The 14,693-nt window shown below is 66.9% G+C and carries 14 protein-coding genes; 5 read left to right on the top strand and 9 right to left on the bottom strand.

Going from position 1 to position 14,693, the window contains the following annotated elements:
- Window positions 1–105: 105 nt before the first annotated feature.
- From OWC43_RS21130 to OWC43_RS21120, 3 genes are all read left to right on the top strand, one after another.
- The gene (locus OWC43_RS21130; RefSeq protein WP_393958189.1) at window positions 106–1,878 is read left to right on the top strand and encodes a glucan ABC transporter ATP-binding protein/ permease; all 1,773 of its coding nucleotides are present in this window, start codon (window positions 106–108) and stop codon (window positions 1,876–1,878) included.
- Between the two features lie 215 nt (window positions 1,879–2,093).
- Complete coding sequence (locus OWC43_RS21125) at window positions 2,094–3,020, top strand: ABC transporter ATP-binding protein (RefSeq protein ID WP_393958188.1); 927 nt, start codon at window positions 2,094–2,096, stop codon at window positions 3,018–3,020.
- Window positions 3,021–3,031: 11 nt separating this feature from the next.
- A complete protein-coding gene (locus OWC43_RS21120; RefSeq protein ID WP_137828131.1) occupies window positions 3,032–3,793 on the top strand; it encodes an ABC transporter permease in 762 nt (253 codons plus the stop codon).
- 7 nt (window positions 3,794–3,800) lie between these two features.
- Here the strand turns inward: OWC43_RS21120 and moaD are convergent, their stop codons facing one another.
- The 4 genes from moaD to OWC43_RS21100 all read right to left on the bottom strand — a co-directional run bounded on the left by moaD (window position 3,801) and on the right by OWC43_RS21100 (window position 7,686).
- Window positions 3,801–4,052 (bottom strand): molybdopterin converting factor subunit 1, encoded by a 252-nt coding sequence (gene moaD / locus OWC43_RS21115; RefSeq protein ID WP_393958187.1) that lies wholly within the window; start codon window positions 4,050–4,052, stop codon window positions 3,801–3,803.
- 57 nt (window positions 4,053–4,109) lie between these two features.
- Window positions 4,110–4,709, bottom strand: coding sequence for a CDP-diacylglycerol--glycerol-3-phosphate 3-phosphatidyltransferase (gene pgsA / locus OWC43_RS21110; protein WP_238308500.1), 600 nt, complete (start codon window positions 4,707–4,709; stop codon window positions 4,110–4,112).
- 94 nt (window positions 4,710–4,803) lie between these two features.
- Complete coding sequence (gene uvrC, locus OWC43_RS21105; RefSeq protein WP_393958186.1) at window positions 4,804–6,885, bottom strand: excinuclease ABC subunit UvrC; 2,082 nt, start codon at window positions 6,883–6,885, stop codon at window positions 4,804–4,806.
- A gap of 81 nt (window positions 6,886–6,966) precedes the next feature.
- Entirely contained in the window at window positions 6,967–7,686 is a 720-nt protein-coding gene (locus tag OWC43_RS21100) for a protein phosphatase CheZ (protein WP_137828127.1), read from the bottom strand.
- Between the two features lie 216 nt (window positions 7,687–7,902).
- Between OWC43_RS21100 and OWC43_RS21095 the strand changes: the two genes are divergently transcribed.
- Window positions 7,903–8,640 (top strand): L,D-transpeptidase, encoded by a 738-nt coding sequence (locus OWC43_RS21095; RefSeq protein ID WP_393958185.1) that lies wholly within the window; start codon window positions 7,903–7,905, stop codon window positions 8,638–8,640.
- Between the two features lie 130 nt (window positions 8,641–8,770).
- On the opposite strand, the gene OWC43_RS21090 is transcribed toward OWC43_RS21095, so the two are convergent.
- The 5 genes from OWC43_RS21090 to lgt all read right to left on the bottom strand — a co-directional run bounded on the left by OWC43_RS21090 (window position 8,771) and on the right by lgt (window position 13,806).
- Window positions 8,771–9,520, bottom strand: a complete 750-nt coding sequence (locus tag OWC43_RS21090) for a DUF2076 domain-containing protein (protein ID WP_393958184.1) — start codon at window positions 9,518–9,520, stop codon at window positions 8,771–8,773.
- A gap of 295 nt (window positions 9,521–9,815) precedes the next feature.
- Complete coding sequence (locus OWC43_RS21085; RefSeq protein WP_393958183.1) at window positions 9,816–10,709, bottom strand: outer membrane protein; 894 nt, start codon at window positions 10,707–10,709, stop codon at window positions 9,816–9,818.
- Between the two features lie 357 nt (window positions 10,710–11,066).
- Window positions 11,067–11,828 (bottom strand): peptidoglycan editing factor PgeF, encoded by a 762-nt coding sequence (pgeF, locus tag OWC43_RS21080; protein ID WP_393958182.1) that lies wholly within the window; start codon window positions 11,826–11,828, stop codon window positions 11,067–11,069.
- A 14-nt stretch (window positions 11,829–11,842) separates the two neighbouring features.
- Complete coding sequence (locus OWC43_RS21075; protein WP_393958181.1) at window positions 11,843–12,913, bottom strand: class I SAM-dependent methyltransferase; 1,071 nt, start codon at window positions 12,911–12,913, stop codon at window positions 11,843–11,845.
- 2 nt (window positions 12,914–12,915) lie between these two features.
- Entirely contained in the window at window positions 12,916–13,806 is an 891-nt protein-coding gene (gene lgt / locus OWC43_RS21070) for a prolipoprotein diacylglyceryl transferase (protein ID WP_393958180.1), read from the bottom strand.
- Between the two features lie 136 nt (window positions 13,807–13,942).
- On the opposite strand from lgt, the gene OWC43_RS21065 reads away from it, so the two are divergent.
- The gene (locus OWC43_RS21065; RefSeq protein WP_393958178.1) at window positions 13,943–14,623 is read left to right on the top strand and encodes an MgtC/SapB family protein; all 681 of its coding nucleotides are present in this window, start codon (window positions 13,943–13,945) and stop codon (window positions 14,621–14,623) included.
- Window positions 14,624–14,693 lie beyond the last annotated feature (70 nt).

Here is a 14,693-nt window from a genome sequence, read left to right as displayed (position 1 = left end):
AAAACCGCTAGAGCGGGTCGTGATCGTCGGGGCCGGGACGTTTCCCGGCGAGTCTCACAACCCGGTGCCGCACGACGGCAGGACGGGACGGGGAGCGAACACCTGATGTCGATGTTTCGACTCTACGCGCGGGTACTGGGCCTGCTCGGGGCGGAGAAGCGGCTGGCCGTCGGCTTGATCCTGGCCAACGTCGCCCTGGCGGTCGCCGCATTTGCCGAGCCGCTCATCATGGGCCGGATCATCGATGGCTTGACCCATCTGTCGAAGGAATCTCCCGCGAGCACTTTGGCTCCCTGGATCGTCGCCTGGGTGGTGTTCGGCCTGTTCACCATCGGAGCCGGCGTGGCCATCGCCCTGCATTCCGACCGGCTGGCGCATCGCAACCGCCTCGCCACCATGGCGAATTACTTCGAGCACGTTCTCGAACTGCCCATCGCCTTCCACTCGTCCAACCATTCCGGCCGCGTGCTCAAAGCCATGCTCGAGGGCACGAACGGCATGGCCTGGATTTGGCTCAATTTCTTCCGCGAGCATTTCGCCGCCCTGCTCTCGGTGGGCGTGCTGCTGCCGCTGACCCTGTTCGTGAACTGGCGCCTCGGTGCGATCCTCGTCGTGCTGGTCCTGATCTTCACGGCTCTGGCGAGCTACGTCCTGCGCCGCACGGAGACGCTTCAGGGCGAGGTCGAAGAGTACCAGTCGGGTCTCGCCGCCCATGCGTCCGACGCGCTCGGCAACGTCGCGGTCATCCAATCCTTCACCCGCGCCCGGGCCGAGAAGGAGGCGATGCGCAACATCATCCACGATCTGCTGCGCGTGCAGATCCCGGTCCTGTCGTGGTGGGCGCTCGCCAATGTCGCGACCCGCGCGTCGGGCACGCTGACCATGACCGCGATCTTCATCACCGGCATCGCCCTGCACCAGAAGGGCGCCGCGACGGTCGGCGAGATCGTGGCCTTCATGAGCCTCGCCACGATGCTGGTGACGAAGCTCGACCATGTCGTGACCTTCGTGAACGGTGTCTTCATGCAGGCCCCGAAGATGCGCGAGTTCTTCGAGGTGCTCGACACGGTGCCGACCGTGCGTGACCGGCCCCAGGCGAAGCCCCTGGCCCGGCCCGAGGGCGCGGTCGAGTTCGAGAATGTCAGCTTCTCCTATGACGGCCGCCGCCGTGCGCTCGACAACGTCTCGTTCAGCGCAAAGCCCGGAGAGACGGTGGCCCTCGTCGGCACCACCGGCTCGGGCAAGTCGACCACCCTCGGCTTGCTTCACCGAACCTTCGACCCGGAGCACGGCGCGATCCGCATCGACGGCATCGATATCCGCGACATCGGACTGTCGAGCCTGCGCCACAACATCGGTGTCGTGTTCCAGGAGCCGATGCTGTTCAATCGCTCGATCCGCGAGAATCTCCAGGTCGGCCGCCCCGATGCGACCGATGCCGAGATGCTCGACGCGCTGGAGCGCGCCCAGGCCGGCGAGTTCATGGCGCGCCAAGCCGATGGACTGGACACCGTGATCGGCGAGCGCGGCCGCTCGCTCTCCGGCGGCGAGCGTCAGCGCCTCTCGATCGCTCGCGCCTTGCTGAAGAACCCGCCCGTGCTGATCCTCGACGAGGCGACGAGTGCCCTCGACGCCGCCACGGAGCGGAAGCTGCAGCAGGCGCTGGAAACGGTGATGGAAGGCCGCACGACCTTCGTGATCGCCCACCGCCTCGCGACGATCCGCAACGCCGACCGGATCCTAGTGTTCGAGCAGGGCCGGATCGTGGAGGCGGGAACGTTCGACGAGCTCGTCGCCCAGGGCCATCGCTTCGCCGACCTCGCGAAGGCGCAGTTCATGGCGGCGCAGACCGAGGACGATCTGCCCATGGCGGCGTGACGTCCCACAGAAAAACGGCCCGCTCTCGGAAGAGGGCAGGCCGGGTCAGGGGAGGTTTCGCAGGAGAGTGCTGGTTGAAAGCGTGAGACGGGACAACGGTTCCCCGGCAAACCGCCTCAACGCGTCGAAACTCCGCAGCGTCACGGATCGGCCACACCTTCACGAGGGCGCGAGGCGTGGTATAGGGCGCGCCCCGCCCCCGCTCCCGGACCGCGATGTCGCCGATCGTCTCGATCGAGAACCTGTCGAAGGTCTACGCCTCCGGCCTCCACGCCCTTCAGGACGTGAACCTGACCATCAGCAAGGGTGAGATCTTCGCCCTGCTCGGTCCGAACGGCGCCGGCAAGTCGACCCTCATCAACACCGTCTGCGGAATCGTGACGCCGAGCTCGGGACGCATTCGCGTCGCTGGGCACGACCACCTCACCGATTACCGCGCCGCGCGCCGCATGATCGGGTTGGTGCCGCAGGAACTCACCACCGACGCCTTCGAGAAGGTGTGGGACACCGTCAGCTTCAGCCGCGGGCTGTTCGGGCTGCGCAAGGATCCCGGCCATATCGAGCGGATCCTGAAGGATCTCAGCCTCTACGAGAAGCGGGATAACCGCATCATGCAGCTCTCCGGCGGCATGAAGCGGCGGGTGCTGATCGCGAAGGCCCTCGCCCACGAACCGCAGGTTCTATTCCTCGACGAGCCCACCGCCGGCGTGGATGTCGAGTTGCGCCAGGACATGTGGCGTCTGGTGCGTCGCCTGCGCGATCAGGGCGTCACCGTGATCCTGACCACGCATTACATCGAGGAGGCCGAGGAAATGGCCGACCGGGTCGGTGTGATCCGGAAGGGCCGCATCATCCTCGTCGAGGACAAGGTCGAGCTGATGCGCAAGCTCGGCAAGAAGCAGCTGACCCTGCATCTCAACGAGCCCATCGCCGCTCTGCCCGACAGCTTGGCCGATTACGGCCTCCAGCTCGCCTCCAGCGGCCGCACGCTGATCTACACCTACGATACCAAGCGTGAGCGCACCGGCATCACCGGATTGCTGACCGACCTCGCCGCCGCCGGCATCGGCTTCACCGATCTCGACACCAGCCAGAGCTCGCTCGAAGAGATCTTCGTCGATCTCGTCCGCGAGCGGGCCTGAGGACTTCCGCCATGAACCTGCCGGCAGTCCTGGCGATCTATCGCTTCGAGATGGCGCGCTTCTGGCGCACGGCGCTCCAGAGCATCGTGGCGCCCGTGATCGCGACCTCGCTCTATTTCGTGGTCTTCGGCGCGGCCATCGGTTCGCGGGTGCAGACGGTCGATGGCATCGCCTACGGCGCCTTCATCGTCCCCGGTCTGATCATGCTGTCGCTCCTCACCCAGAGCGTGTCCAATGCCGCCTTCGGCATCTACTTCCCGCGCTTCGCCGGTACGATCTACGAGCTCTTATCCGCGCCGATCTCGCCGTTCGAGGTCGTGCTCGGCTATGTCGGCGCGGCGGCGACCAAGTCGATCTTCATCGGGCTCGTCATTCTGGCGACGGCAGCGATGTTCGTGCCGCTGCATATCGAGCATCCGGTCTGGATGGTGGCGTTTCTCCTCCTGACCGCCCTGACCTTCAGCCTGTTCGGCTTCGTCATCGGTCTGTGGGCGGACGGCTTCGAGAAGCTCCAGCTCGTCCCGCTGCTCGTCGTGACGCCGCTGACCTTTCTCGGCGGAAGCTTCTACTCGATCGAGATGCTGCCGCCATTCTGGCACGGCGTGAGCCTCCTCAACCCGGTTGTCTACCTCGTCAGCGGCTTCCGCTGGGCCTTCTTCGGCAAGGGCGACGTTTCGGTCGGGATCAGCGTCGGCGTGACGTTCCTGTTCCTGGCGCTGTGCCTCGGGCTGGTGACCTGGATCTTCCGCACCGGGTACCGCCTGAAGAGCTGAAGTGGGATCAGCCACCCGTCATCGGCGGGAAGAAGGCGATCTCCTGCGCGCCGGCGATCGGGCTGGCAGGCTTGGCATGGACGCGATCGATGGCCGTCCGCACGACGCCTTCCGCCTCGAAGGCATAGGCATATTCCTCGCCGCGGGTCTTCAGCCAGCCGATCAGGTCGGCCACGGTCGCGACCTCGGCCGGCGGGTGCACGGTCTCCTCGGGCTTTCCGACGCGCTCGCGCACCCAGGCGAAGTAGACGAGTTTCATGCGCGTGCTCCCGCACCCGCACCGCTCGTGCGGATGGTCTTCAAGACTCGAACGAATTCAGCGCGGATCGTCGATCGCGTGCCGGACACCGGCTCTCATGTAGTCCCAGCCGGTATAGAGCGTGAGGGCGGCGGCGAGCCACAGCAGAACGATGCCGAGCGTCATGCTCCCCGGGAACAGTTCCTCCGCCGCCGGACCCGCGACGAGAACGCCGAGGGCGAGGAGTTGCACGGTCGTCTTCCACTTGGCGATACGGCTGACCGGCAGTCCGACCTTCAGCTCGGCCAGATACTCGCGCAACCCCGACACTAGCACCTCCCGGCACAGGATTACGATCGCGGCTCCGATCGACAGCCCCTCGATGGTGCCGTCGGCCGCCAGCATGAACAGGCAGGCGGCCACAAGCAGTTTGTCGGCGATGGGATCGAGCATACGACCGAGGGCCGAACTCTGCGCGTAGGCGCGCGCCACGTAGCCATCGAGGTAATCGGTGATGGCCGCGACGACGAAGACCCCGAACGCGGCCCAGCGCGCGGTCAGCTCTTCCGGCCAGAACAGCAGGACGACCACGACCGGGACCGCGACGAGGCGGCCATAGGTGAGGCAGTTCGCAAGCGTCCAGGCCGGCGACCGGCGTCGAGGGAGGACGGCGTTCATCGGCGCCGAGAAATCATGGGCCGGGGAGGGCGTCAACCGCGGTGTCTGCGGCGCATCCTCGCGAACCGGAACGAAAGCGGGGCCGGGGACGGGTTCAGGCATTGGTGTGGAAGAAGTCGTAGACCGCTCGGGCGGTGGCGGCATTGACGCCCGGAGCCTTGGCGAGATCCTCCAGAGCCGCCCGCTGAATCGCTTTGACGGTTCCAAAATGGTGCAGGAGCGCGCGCTTGCGGGTCGGCCCGATGCCGGCAATCTCGTCCAGGGGGTTCTTCGTCATCTCGCGTTTGCGACGGGCGCGGTGGGTGCCGATGGCGAAACGGTGCGCCTCGTCACGCAGGCGCTGAACGAAATAGAGCACCGGATCCCGTGGCGGCAGCTTGAAGGGCGGTCGACCCGGCAGAAAGAAAGTTTCTCGGCCGGCGTCCCGATCTCGTCCCTTGGCGATTCCGACCAGCGGGACATCGGTCACGCCGATCTCGGCGAGCACCGTCCGCACGGCCTCCAATTGGCCGGCGCCGCCATCGATCAGAACGAGGTCGGGCCAAGCCGGGAAGGCGTCGATATCCTCCGGAACCGTCTCCGCTTCGGTCGCGGCGGGTACTGCCTGCCCCTCCACCGCCGCTTGCGGCTCGCCCACCTCCGCCTCCCGGGGCGTCCGGGGGGCCTCCTTGGCCAAGCGCTTGAAGCGGCGGGTCAGCACCTCCCGCATCATGCCGAAATCGTCGCCGGGGGTCAGTTCCTCCGACTTGATGTTGAAGGTGCGGTAATGCGTCTTCATGAAGCCGGTCGGGCCCGCGACGATCATCCCACCCACCGCGTTCGTGCCCGAGATGTGGGAGTTGTCGTAGACCTCGATCCGGCGCGGCGGCTTGTCGAGCCCAAGCGTCTGGCCCAGCGCCGTCAGCAATTTGCCTTGCGAGGCGGTGTCGGCGAGGCGCCGGCCGAGGGCCTCCTTGGCGTTGCGCTTGGCATAATCGACGAGGTTCCGGCGCTCGCCCCGCTGCGGCAGGTGGATCTCCACCCGGTGTTCCACCCTGCTGGACAACGCCGCAGCCACCAGCTCCGCATCCTCGACGGCATGGCTGACGAGCACCACACGCGGCGCCGGCTTGTCGTCGTAGAACTGCGATATGAACGACGCGAGCACCTCCTCGGCGCTCATGGATCGATCCGCTTTCGGGAAATAGGCGCGGTTGCCCCAGTTCTGGAAGTTCCGGAAGAAGAACACCTCGATGCAGAACTGACCCGCCTGCTCGTCGAGGGCGAAGACATCGGCTTCCTCGACGCCTTGCGTGTTGACCCCCTGCGTCCCCTGAATGGCGGAGAGCGCCGCGATACGATCCCGGAAGCGCGCGGCGCGCTCGAATTCGAGCGCCTCGGCGGCGCTCTGCATTTCCTCCCGCATCCGGTCCTTCACGGCGTTGGATTTGCCGGACAGGAAGGCACGGGCATTGTCCGCGAGGGCGATGTAATCCTCGGTGGCGATCTCACCGGTGCAGGGGCCGGAACAGCGCTTGATCTGGAACAGCAGACAAGGCCGGGTCCGATTCTCGTAATAGCTGTCGGAGCAGGTGCGCAGCAGGAAGGCTCGCTGCAGCGCGTTGACGGTGCGGTTGACCGCCCAGACATTCGCGAAGGGGCCGTAATAATTGCCCTTCCGGCGCCGCGCACCGCGATGCTTGACGATCTGGGGGGCCGGACCGTCGCTGGTGAGCAGGATGTAGGGGAACGATTTATCGTCCCGCATCAGCACGTTGAAGCGCGGCTTCAACTGCTTGATGAGGTTGGCTTCCAGCAGAAGCGCTTCCGTTTCGGTGGCGGTAGTGACGAACTCCATAGCCGCCGTCTGCGCGATCATGCGCGCGATGCGGTTCGAGTGGGCCTGACCCCGTGCATAAGAGCCGACCCGCGCTTTCAGGTTCTTGGCCTTGCCGACGTAGAGGACATCGCCCTTGTGGTCGAACATCCGGTAGACGCCGGGCGAGGACGGCAGGGTCGACCAGAATCGACGGATGATCTCGGTGCCGACTTTGACCGCGCCGTGATCGATATCGAAATCGATCTCGGGTGCCTCGTCGAGGGCCGCGATCTCGTCGGCCCCCTGGGTCTCGCCCTCGTCCTCGTCGAAATTCTCGGGCGGGACGTCCTCGAAGCTGGATCGGGTCGCGCGGTTCATGCCGCTGATGTAGGCCGACGCGATTCCGGTTGGAAGGGCAGCGCCGGATCCGTATCCGGCTCAATCTGCGTCGGCGTTGCTTCAGTCGAACAGCGCGTCGATATCCGACTGATCGACGTGGCCGGGATCGTCGTGGAGCTTGGGCCCGTTGAGCAGCGAGCTCTCGTCGTCCTCGGACGGTCCGATCGCATCGACCGCCAGGAGATCCCGGAAGCTGTCGAGCCCGCTCCAGGCATCGATCACCCGGTCGAGATGCTCCTCGACGAATTTCAGAACGCCGACGATCTTGCTGATGCGCTGTCCGGTGAGATCCTGAAAGTTGCAGGCCTCGTAGGCGCCGATCACGCTGTCGAGAATCGCGTCGACATTCTCCTGGGCCGCCTTCGGCAGGCGCACGCCGCGCATCATGTTGGCGTTGGTCTCGATTCGCTCGATCGCGCCGAGGATCGTCGAGGTGGCCTGCTCGGTCGACTCGACGACGGCATCGAGCTCACCGGCGACGCGGCGCATGCCTTTGCCGGAATGCTCGGAGCGGTGGAGGCTGGCGATCTCGGTCTTGGTCCGGGTGATCGCTTCCTTCATCAGTTCGAGTTCGTGACGCATGGCGAAGGCTTCACCGAGTTCGCGTCGGCAGGCTTCCACGGTCTCGCTCGCGCTCATCTGGGTGATGCGGCGAAGGTCGTTGATGGCGGCGAGGATCTCCTCGATACGCGGGCTCGGCGCGGCCTCGACCGGCTGCACGGGCGCAACCGGGGTGGCCAAGCCGAGGCTGTCCTCGATGCGGTAGCGCTTGGTCATCATCGGTCGTGTCGGCCTTCGGAATCGCGTCGTCGCGATACAATCCCGCGCAGTGGTTTCCATTTGCTGAAGATGGCCCATCCCCGTCGCCGTTAATCGGACATTGACGACATCGATCGATTTGCGGGGGCCCTTCCGCGATTCACCATCTTCATTCATCGGCCGCGAGCGGCCTTGCCGGACCCTTGCGCCATCCTGAGCAATCGGCGGGAGGGAACGATGCGGTTCGGATGGCGCGGGGCGGTGTTCTGCCTCGCCATGGTGGGATCGGGGCCGGCCCTGGCCCAGGCGCGCGCGCCGATCCAGCCCGGTCAATATGGCGGCGGCTTCATCGAATACCTGATGACGGGTAGCGCCCAGGGTCAGCCCTCTTCATCCGCCTTCGACGGCTACGGTGCGGTCTCCGCGCGTCCCTCCGAGCCCCGAGCCATGATGCGGCCCGAGTCTCGCACCCGGTTGGCGGCGCTTCCATCGCAGCCGATGGCGGAGGAGGGGGCCATCGCCCGCGCGGCCGATCCGCGCTTTGCCCGTCAAGTGGTTTCGTATGACGGCCCGGGGCGGCCCGGCAGCATCGTCATCGATACCCAAGCCAAGTACCTCTACCTGATACAGCCGGGAGCCCAGGCGATCCGCTACGGGATCGGCGTCGGTCGGCCAGGCTTCGTGTGGACGGGGACGAAGTCGATCACGAACAAGCGCGAATGGCCGGATTGGACGCCGCCCGCCGAGATGCTGGCACGCCGTCCCGATCTGCCGCGACACATGGAGGGCGGACCCGGCAATCCGCTCGGCGCGCGAGCGCTCTATCTCGGTACTTCGCTCTACCGCATCCACGGCACCAACGAGCCGCACACGATCGGCCAGAACGTCTCCTCGGGCTGCATCCGCATGATGAACGAGGACGTGATCGATCTCTACGAACGGACGCCCGTCGGCACCCGCGTCGAAGTGATCTGATCCGATCGGCGAGGGTGTCGGCACCGGCTTCTTCGAGGGTCGGACGCCTTTCCACGCATTGTAACGAGCCCGAAAAAAAAAGCCCGACACCGCGAGGTGCCGGGCTTTTCCGCGCTACGTCAGGGCCGGATCAGGCCCAATCGTCGTCGCCGCCATCGCTCAGGTCGCCCCCGAAATCGCCGCCGCTGTCGCCGCCGCCGAAGCCTGCGCTCTGGAAGCCGCCGTCACCGCCGCCGAGCGCGGACCCCAGGTCCTGGTCGCCGCCGGAGCCGCCGAAGTAATTGTTCTCGACGATGGTATCGCCGCCGCCGGTCAGACCGGCTGCCGACGCGCTACCCAGGCTCGAATGCCCGCCGGCGAACGCGTTGGACAGGGCGCTGCCGAGCAGCATGCCGCCGGCCGCGCCCGCCGCCATGGGAAGGGCGGTTGCGAGGAAGCCGCCACCGCGGGCCGGTTGCTGCTGCGCGTAACCGGGCTGGCCACCCCACGGACCGCCCTGCTGGGGACCGCCATAGCCGGGCTGCTGGCCATAACCGGGTTGCTGATTCCCGTAGCCGGGCGGCTGCTGGCCCCAGGCCTGTCCGGCCGGGCGCTGCGGCTCGGGGCGACTGCCGCCACCGAAGATGCTCGACAGGAAGCCGCCGCCGCCGGACGACTGGGGTTGAGCCTGCTGCTGGCGGGCCTGCTCCAGCTGCTGGTTGAGGCTCTTGATCGCTTCTTCCTGCACGTAGATCAGCTGCGCCATGGCGTAGGGCGCGTAGGGCTGGCTGCGCAGCTTGTCGGCGATGAAGCGCTCGGCATCGGCGTCGCGGGGCTGGCCGGATGCCTGTTCGAGCCGCTGGAAGATGCCGTTGATGATGTCGCGTTCTTCGCTGTTCATGGAGCCGTCCTCCTGAAGCGCCGGCGTCGCTGGCGTGGTGATCCACCGTGCGGTGCCGCTGAGATGGGTAATCGGCCGAGCTAATGTAAGAGCCGGACGAGAGACGGTGCCTTCGGCACCGCCGCCCGTGAGGGGAGGGCGGGCACCGGAATCCTGCCTCATGGCTTGAACGAACGAGATCGGATTTTCGACGCAGTCAAACTTGCGTGGCCACGAAAAAAGCCCGGCGCAGGAGCGCCGGGCTTTTTCGAAAGATAAGGAGGCGGCCCTTCAGGGGGCCGCCGCCGCGTTCGGCTTAATACGAGCCGAACTTGTAGTTGATGCCGGCGCGGACGACGGCGAACTCGCTCTCGCGAACCTGACGGCCGCCGCTGACGAGCAGGACGCCGGGGCTGTTCACGGTGACGGTGCGGCCGGCGTTGTCGACGGCGAAGGCGCCGTTGCGGGCCGAACCCTGGTCGAGGTTCACGTACAGGCCTTCGACCTTCAGCGTCACCGCCGAGGAGCGGAAGAAGTTCAGGAAGCTGTCGGTCGGCAGGGCGTACTCGACACCGCCGCCGGCGGCCCAGCCGGTCTGGAAGTCGTTGCTCGACACGCCGGTGCCGAAGTCACGGCCGCCGCCGCCACCATAGGCGAAGCCGCCGGTGCCGTAGACGAGGGTGCGGTCGAAGGCGTAGCCAAGGCGGCCGCGCACGGTGCCGAAGTAGTCGAGACCGGCGATGCCCGCCGGGTTGAACACCTGCTGAGCGGCAAGGCCGTTGACGCCGGCGGCGCTGTTGACGACCTGGAAGCGGTTCCGCTCACGGCCGAAATCGGCGTACTGGGCGTCGGCCTCGATACCGACGACGAAGCCGGAGCCCGGCGTGAACTGGTAGTTGTAGCCGATCTGGCCGCCGCCGACGAAGCCCTCGTTGGTGCGGTTGTTGTTGAAGGCGACGACGGCGGTGGTGCCGGCCGGCACGAGGCCCGAAGCGCTGTTCACGCCGATCACGGTGGAGTCACGGCGGTTGTCGTTGGTGCCGAAGCCGTAGCCCGCGTTGAAACCGGCGTAGAAGCCGGTCCAGGTGAACACGGGAACCGGGGTGAACACCGGCGGCGGGGCGGCGCGGCGCGGCAGATCGGCGGCGAGGGCGGAACCCGCGACGACGATACCGGCGAGAGCCGTACCGGCCCGAAGAATAGCTTTCATTACTCTGGTCCCTTTTGACTGTGCCGGCGCTTTCGTGAAGCGCGGCGGCACGGTGCCCCGTATCTATTCCAGCATCTCGCAAGATGCTGTTGCGGCCCGATCACGCCGACCGTCCCGAAGGCGGCCCCTTTGTGGCGAAGATCGTTTTCGTCCGTCAGTTCGAACATCAAACGTCACCAAACGGCCAAGGTTCATTTATGGCCGAGCTTTTCTTGGTGACATTCGTTGACAGATTGTCGCAGCCCATGGCCACGGCGATCCGCTGCCCGAACGGCTTACGACGGAGCTGCGGGATGAGCATGTGCGGCACCGCACAAAAGCTCGGCCGCAACGGGCGCCCCCTGACGAGGTGTGGCTTTAGGGTATCAGGGCGATCGCCGAGATCAGACGGCCGTAATCGGGTTCGCCGCGATGGGTCGTTCGGCGGAAGCTGTAGAAGCGCTCCGCATCGGCATAGGTGCAGTGCCCGAGCACGGTCGCCTCGCCGATGCCGGCTTGCCGAAGACGATCCAAAATGAAGGCGGGCAGATCGAACTGCGCACGATCCTCGCGACCTCGGGCGAAATACGGCGCGGAGCCCGGCACCTCGGCCAGAAAACGGGCCACGAAATCGGCACCGACCTCGTAATTCGCCTGAGAGATCGTCGGCCCGAGCACGGCAATGATCGATGGACGGGCAGCGCCCAGACGCTCCATTGCGGCCACCGTCGCCTCGACCACCCCGCCCAGGGCGCCCTTCCACCCGGCATGGGCCGCGCCGACGACGCCATTTTCGGGATCGGCGAACAGGATCGGCCCACAATCGGCCGTGGCGATTCCCAGCGCGAGACCGGGCACCCGGGTCACCATCGCGTCCGCCTTGGGCCGTTCCGCAAAGGGCGCTTCGACGGTGACCACGTCGGCGGAATGCACCTGATAGAGGCTGACAAGGCTTTCGGGCGGCAAGCCGAGATGGTCGCACATCCGCGACCGATTCTCGGCGACGGCGCCGGGCGCGTCGTTCGAGCCGAGGCCGCCGTTGAGCGAGGCGTAGAGGCCATCGGACACCCCGCCCTGCCGCGTGAAGAAGGCATGCCGCAGGGAGGCGTGGGCGCTGAGTTCGGGCGCTTCGATGAACATGGGATCTCCCGGGCTCAGGCGGTGGAGGGAAGGGCAGGTAGCCGCACGACGGCCGGGTGGCTGATGCCGAGGACCTTGAAGAGGGCGCCCATTCCGCGCGGGTTCGGGTCGGTCAGGCGGGCGACGGCCGCGTCGATCTCCGACGCCTGTTCAGGCCGCGTCCGCGCCTTGAGCCGGGCTGCGCGATCTTCGAGGCCGAGTGCGAGAAGGAAATCGCGCTGCGAGACGGGGCCGTGAACGACCGCTCCCTCGGCGATGGCGGCGCGAGCGAGGGCGGAGAAGTCAACATGAGTCGTGAGATCCGCCTCTCCCGGTCGCGCGAGTGGATCCGCGAAGCGGTGATCCTCGAGGGCTTGGAGCGTGTCGCCGAAGCCGGCCCGCTCATGCCCGTAATCGATGGCGAGGAGCACGCCGCCGTTGCGCACGAGGCGGCGAGCGAGGTCGCGCATTGCGGCAAGGCTCGCGCTCGGCAGTGTCAGCACGGCGCCGTCCGCGGCCTCGGCGGTGATCTGCGGATCGGGCTCCGGATCGAGTCCGAACATCAGATCGGTCTGGTCGGCATTCAGGCCGATCCGGCGCTCGCACCAACCGCGCGGGGTGCGCACGAATTGGCGGACAGGCAACGCGTCAAAGAATTCGTTGGCGATGACGAGAAGCGGCGCTTCGGGCAGGCTCGTCACGCTGTCGTGGAAGACAGGGCTGGCCCCGGCCAAGCGCTCCGCCTGAAGCGCCCGCAGAACCGGGCTCGTTTCGACGAGATGCAGGTCGAACGCTGCGCCCGCGGCCCGCAGGGAACGGAGGGCATCGCTCATCAACGTGCCGCGCCCCGGTCCGAGTTCGACGAGGCAGGGGCGCGGTCCGGAGAATCCGGCGAGAAGCGTGGCGGCCCAGGCGCCGATCAGCTCCCCGAACATCTGGCTGATCTCCGGCGCGGTGACGAAATCACCAGCCGCACCGAGGGGATCGCGGGTGGCGTAGTAGCCGTGGTCCGGATGGCTCAGGCACAGGGCCATGTAGCGGTCGAGGCCGATCGGCCCGTCGGTGCGGATCGTCCGCGCGAGCACCGGGAAGAGCGGCGTGGACACGCTCAGATCTGCCCGGCCTCGGCCTGAATCTCGGGGCCCTCGCGCCGGGGCCGCGTGACGCCGCGGGCGGCCAGAACAATGGCGGCAAGGCCGACGATGGCCATGGGCAGGCAGAGCAGCATGCCCATGGTGATGCCACCGCCGAGGGCATCGACGTCCCGGCCGAACAGGAAACCCAGCTGACGGTCCGGCTCGCGGAAGAACTCGCAGAAGGTGCGCGTGACCGCGTAGCCGAGAACGAAGATGCCGCCGAGCAAGCCGGGTTTGCGGAAGCCGTAGCGCCACACCGCGAGCGCCATGACGATGAACAGGAGCAGTCCCTCCGTCGCCGCCTCGAACAATTGGCTCGGATAGCGCGGCACGTCGCCCCCGGTCGGGAAGATCACCGCATAGGCAAAATCCGGCGCGGGCCGACCCCAGAGCTCGCCGTTCACGAAGTTGGCGATGCGGCCGAAGAACAGGCCGATCGGTACGACCACGGCGGCGATGTCGAGCATCGTCAGGCCGTTGAGGCCACGCGCACGGGCGAAGAGCAGGAGCGCCAGGATCGCGCCGAGGAAGCCGCCATGGAACGACATGCCGCCGTTGCGGATCGCCAGGATCTCCAGCGGCTGATCGAGATAGAGCGGAAGATTGTAGAACAGCACGTAGCCGATGCGCCCACCGAGCACGACGCCCAGAGCCACCCAGACCACGAGATCGTCGATATCGGGCAGACTCGGCCGCGTGGTGACGCCCCAGAGCGAATCCGCCTGGACCAGCCGTCGGGCGTAGAACCATCCGCCGATCAGACCGACGATGTAGGAGAGGGCGTACCACTTGATCTCGATCGGCCCGATCGAGACCGCGACCGGGTCGATGGCCGGAAAGGGCAAGGCGAGGAGCGGCGGCATCGGCGGCCCTTGGGCGACGTTGTCGAGAAGGCGCGCCGCATTGGACCCGCATGCCTCCGGGCGTCAAGGCGGGCGGGTTGCGCGCCGAGCGGCCCAGGGCGCAGGCTCACGGTGATCCCGCGATTCAGGAGGACAGATGCTCGGCAACACGGAAATGGTGGCGCGTCTTCTGCTCGCGGGCGCCATGGGCAGCGTGGTCGGCTTCGAGCGCGAACGATTGCTCTGGGCGGCCGGCCTGCGGACCCACATGCTGGTCTGCGTCGGCGCTTGCCTGTTCATGCTGGTCTCGGCCTTCGGCTTCGGCGACGTTCTCGGCCGCAAGGACGTCGTGCTCGATCCCTCCCGGGTGGCCGCTCAGGTGGTCTCCGGCATCGGCTTTCTGGGTGCGGGCACGATCCTTCTGCGCGGTGAAGTCGTGAAAGGGCTCACCACCGCCGCGAGCCTCTGGGCGGTGGCGGCGATCGGGCTCGCGGTCGGCGGCGGCCTCTACATCCCGGCCGTCGCCGCAACCGTGCTGGTGGTCGGCATCCTCGCCGGGGTGAAGCCGATCGAGGAACGCTGGCGTGATCGGATGCAGTCCTGCGAGATCCATCTCACGGTGAAGGCCGGCAGTCTCGCGATCGACGCGGTGCCGGATCTCACCGGCGAGCGCGCCTCGCGCATCCGGCAATTCGTGGTGCGACCGGGCGATGAGCCGGGCTTGGAGGACGTCACCATCACTTTCGCCCGTCTGCCGCGGGCTCATGTCGAGGCCGTCGCACGCCGGTTGCGCGAAAATCCTACGGTGATCCGGGTTCGATCCGGTCCAGATCTCTAGCGGGTCCGAGATTCGCTACGTCATCAACCGGGGAAATCGGCGACGATCACCTTCGCGCACGGCCAAACTG

The sequence above is a fragment of the Methylorubrum sp. POS3 genome, from assembly GCF_043352485.1.
Taxonomy (GTDB): Bacteria; Pseudomonadota; Alphaproteobacteria; order Rhizobiales; family Beijerinckiaceae; genus Methylobacterium; species Methylobacterium suomiense.
This window is presented reverse-complemented; position numbering and strand designations above follow the sequence as displayed.

Excerpts from the sequence above, each read along its gene's own strand:
- OWC43_RS21130 (WP_393958189.1), top strand. The coding sequence starts at position 106 with ATGTCGATGTTTCGACTCTACGCGCGGGTACTGGGCCTGCTCGGGGCG.
- OWC43_RS21125 (WP_393958188.1), top strand. The coding sequence starts at position 2,094 with ATGTCGCCGATCGTCTCGATCGAGAACCTGTCGAAGGTCTACGCCTCC.
- OWC43_RS21120 (WP_137828131.1), top strand. The coding sequence starts at position 3,032 with ATGAACCTGCCGGCAGTCCTGGCGATCTATCGCTTCGAGATGGCGCGC.
- moaD (WP_393958187.1), bottom strand. The coding sequence starts at position 4,052 with ATGAAACTCGTCTACTTCGCCTGGGTGCGCGAGCGCGTCGGAAAGCCC.
- pgsA (WP_238308500.1), bottom strand. The coding sequence starts at position 4,709 with ATGAACGCCGTCCTCCCTCGACGCCGGTCGCCGGCCTGGACGCTTGCG.
- uvrC (WP_393958186.1), bottom strand. The coding sequence starts at position 6,885 with ATGAACCGCGCGACCCGATCCAGCTTCGAGGACGTCCCGCCCGAGAAT.
- OWC43_RS21100 (WP_137828127.1), bottom strand. The coding sequence starts at position 7,686 with ATGATGACCAAGCGCTACCGCATCGAGGACAGCCTCGGCTTGGCCACC.
- OWC43_RS21095 (WP_393958185.1), top strand. The coding sequence starts at position 7,903 with ATGCGGTTCGGATGGCGCGGGGCGGTGTTCTGCCTCGCCATGGTGGGA.
- OWC43_RS21090 (WP_393958184.1), bottom strand. The coding sequence starts at position 9,520 with ATGAACAGCGAAGAACGCGACATCATCAACGGCATCTTCCAGCGGCTC.
- OWC43_RS21085 (WP_393958183.1), bottom strand. The coding sequence starts at position 10,709 with ATGAAAGCTATTCTTCGGGCCGGTACGGCTCTCGCCGGTATCGTCGTC.
- pgeF (WP_393958182.1), bottom strand. The coding sequence starts at position 11,828 with ATGTTCATCGAAGCGCCCGAACTCAGCGCCCACGCCTCCCTGCGGCAT.
- lgt (WP_393958180.1), bottom strand. The coding sequence starts at position 13,806 with ATGCCGCCGCTCCTCGCCTTGCCCTTTCCGGCCATCGACCCGGTCGCG.
- OWC43_RS21065 (WP_393958178.1), top strand. The coding sequence starts at position 13,943 with ATGCTCGGCAACACGGAAATGGTGGCGCGTCTTCTGCTCGCGGGCGCC.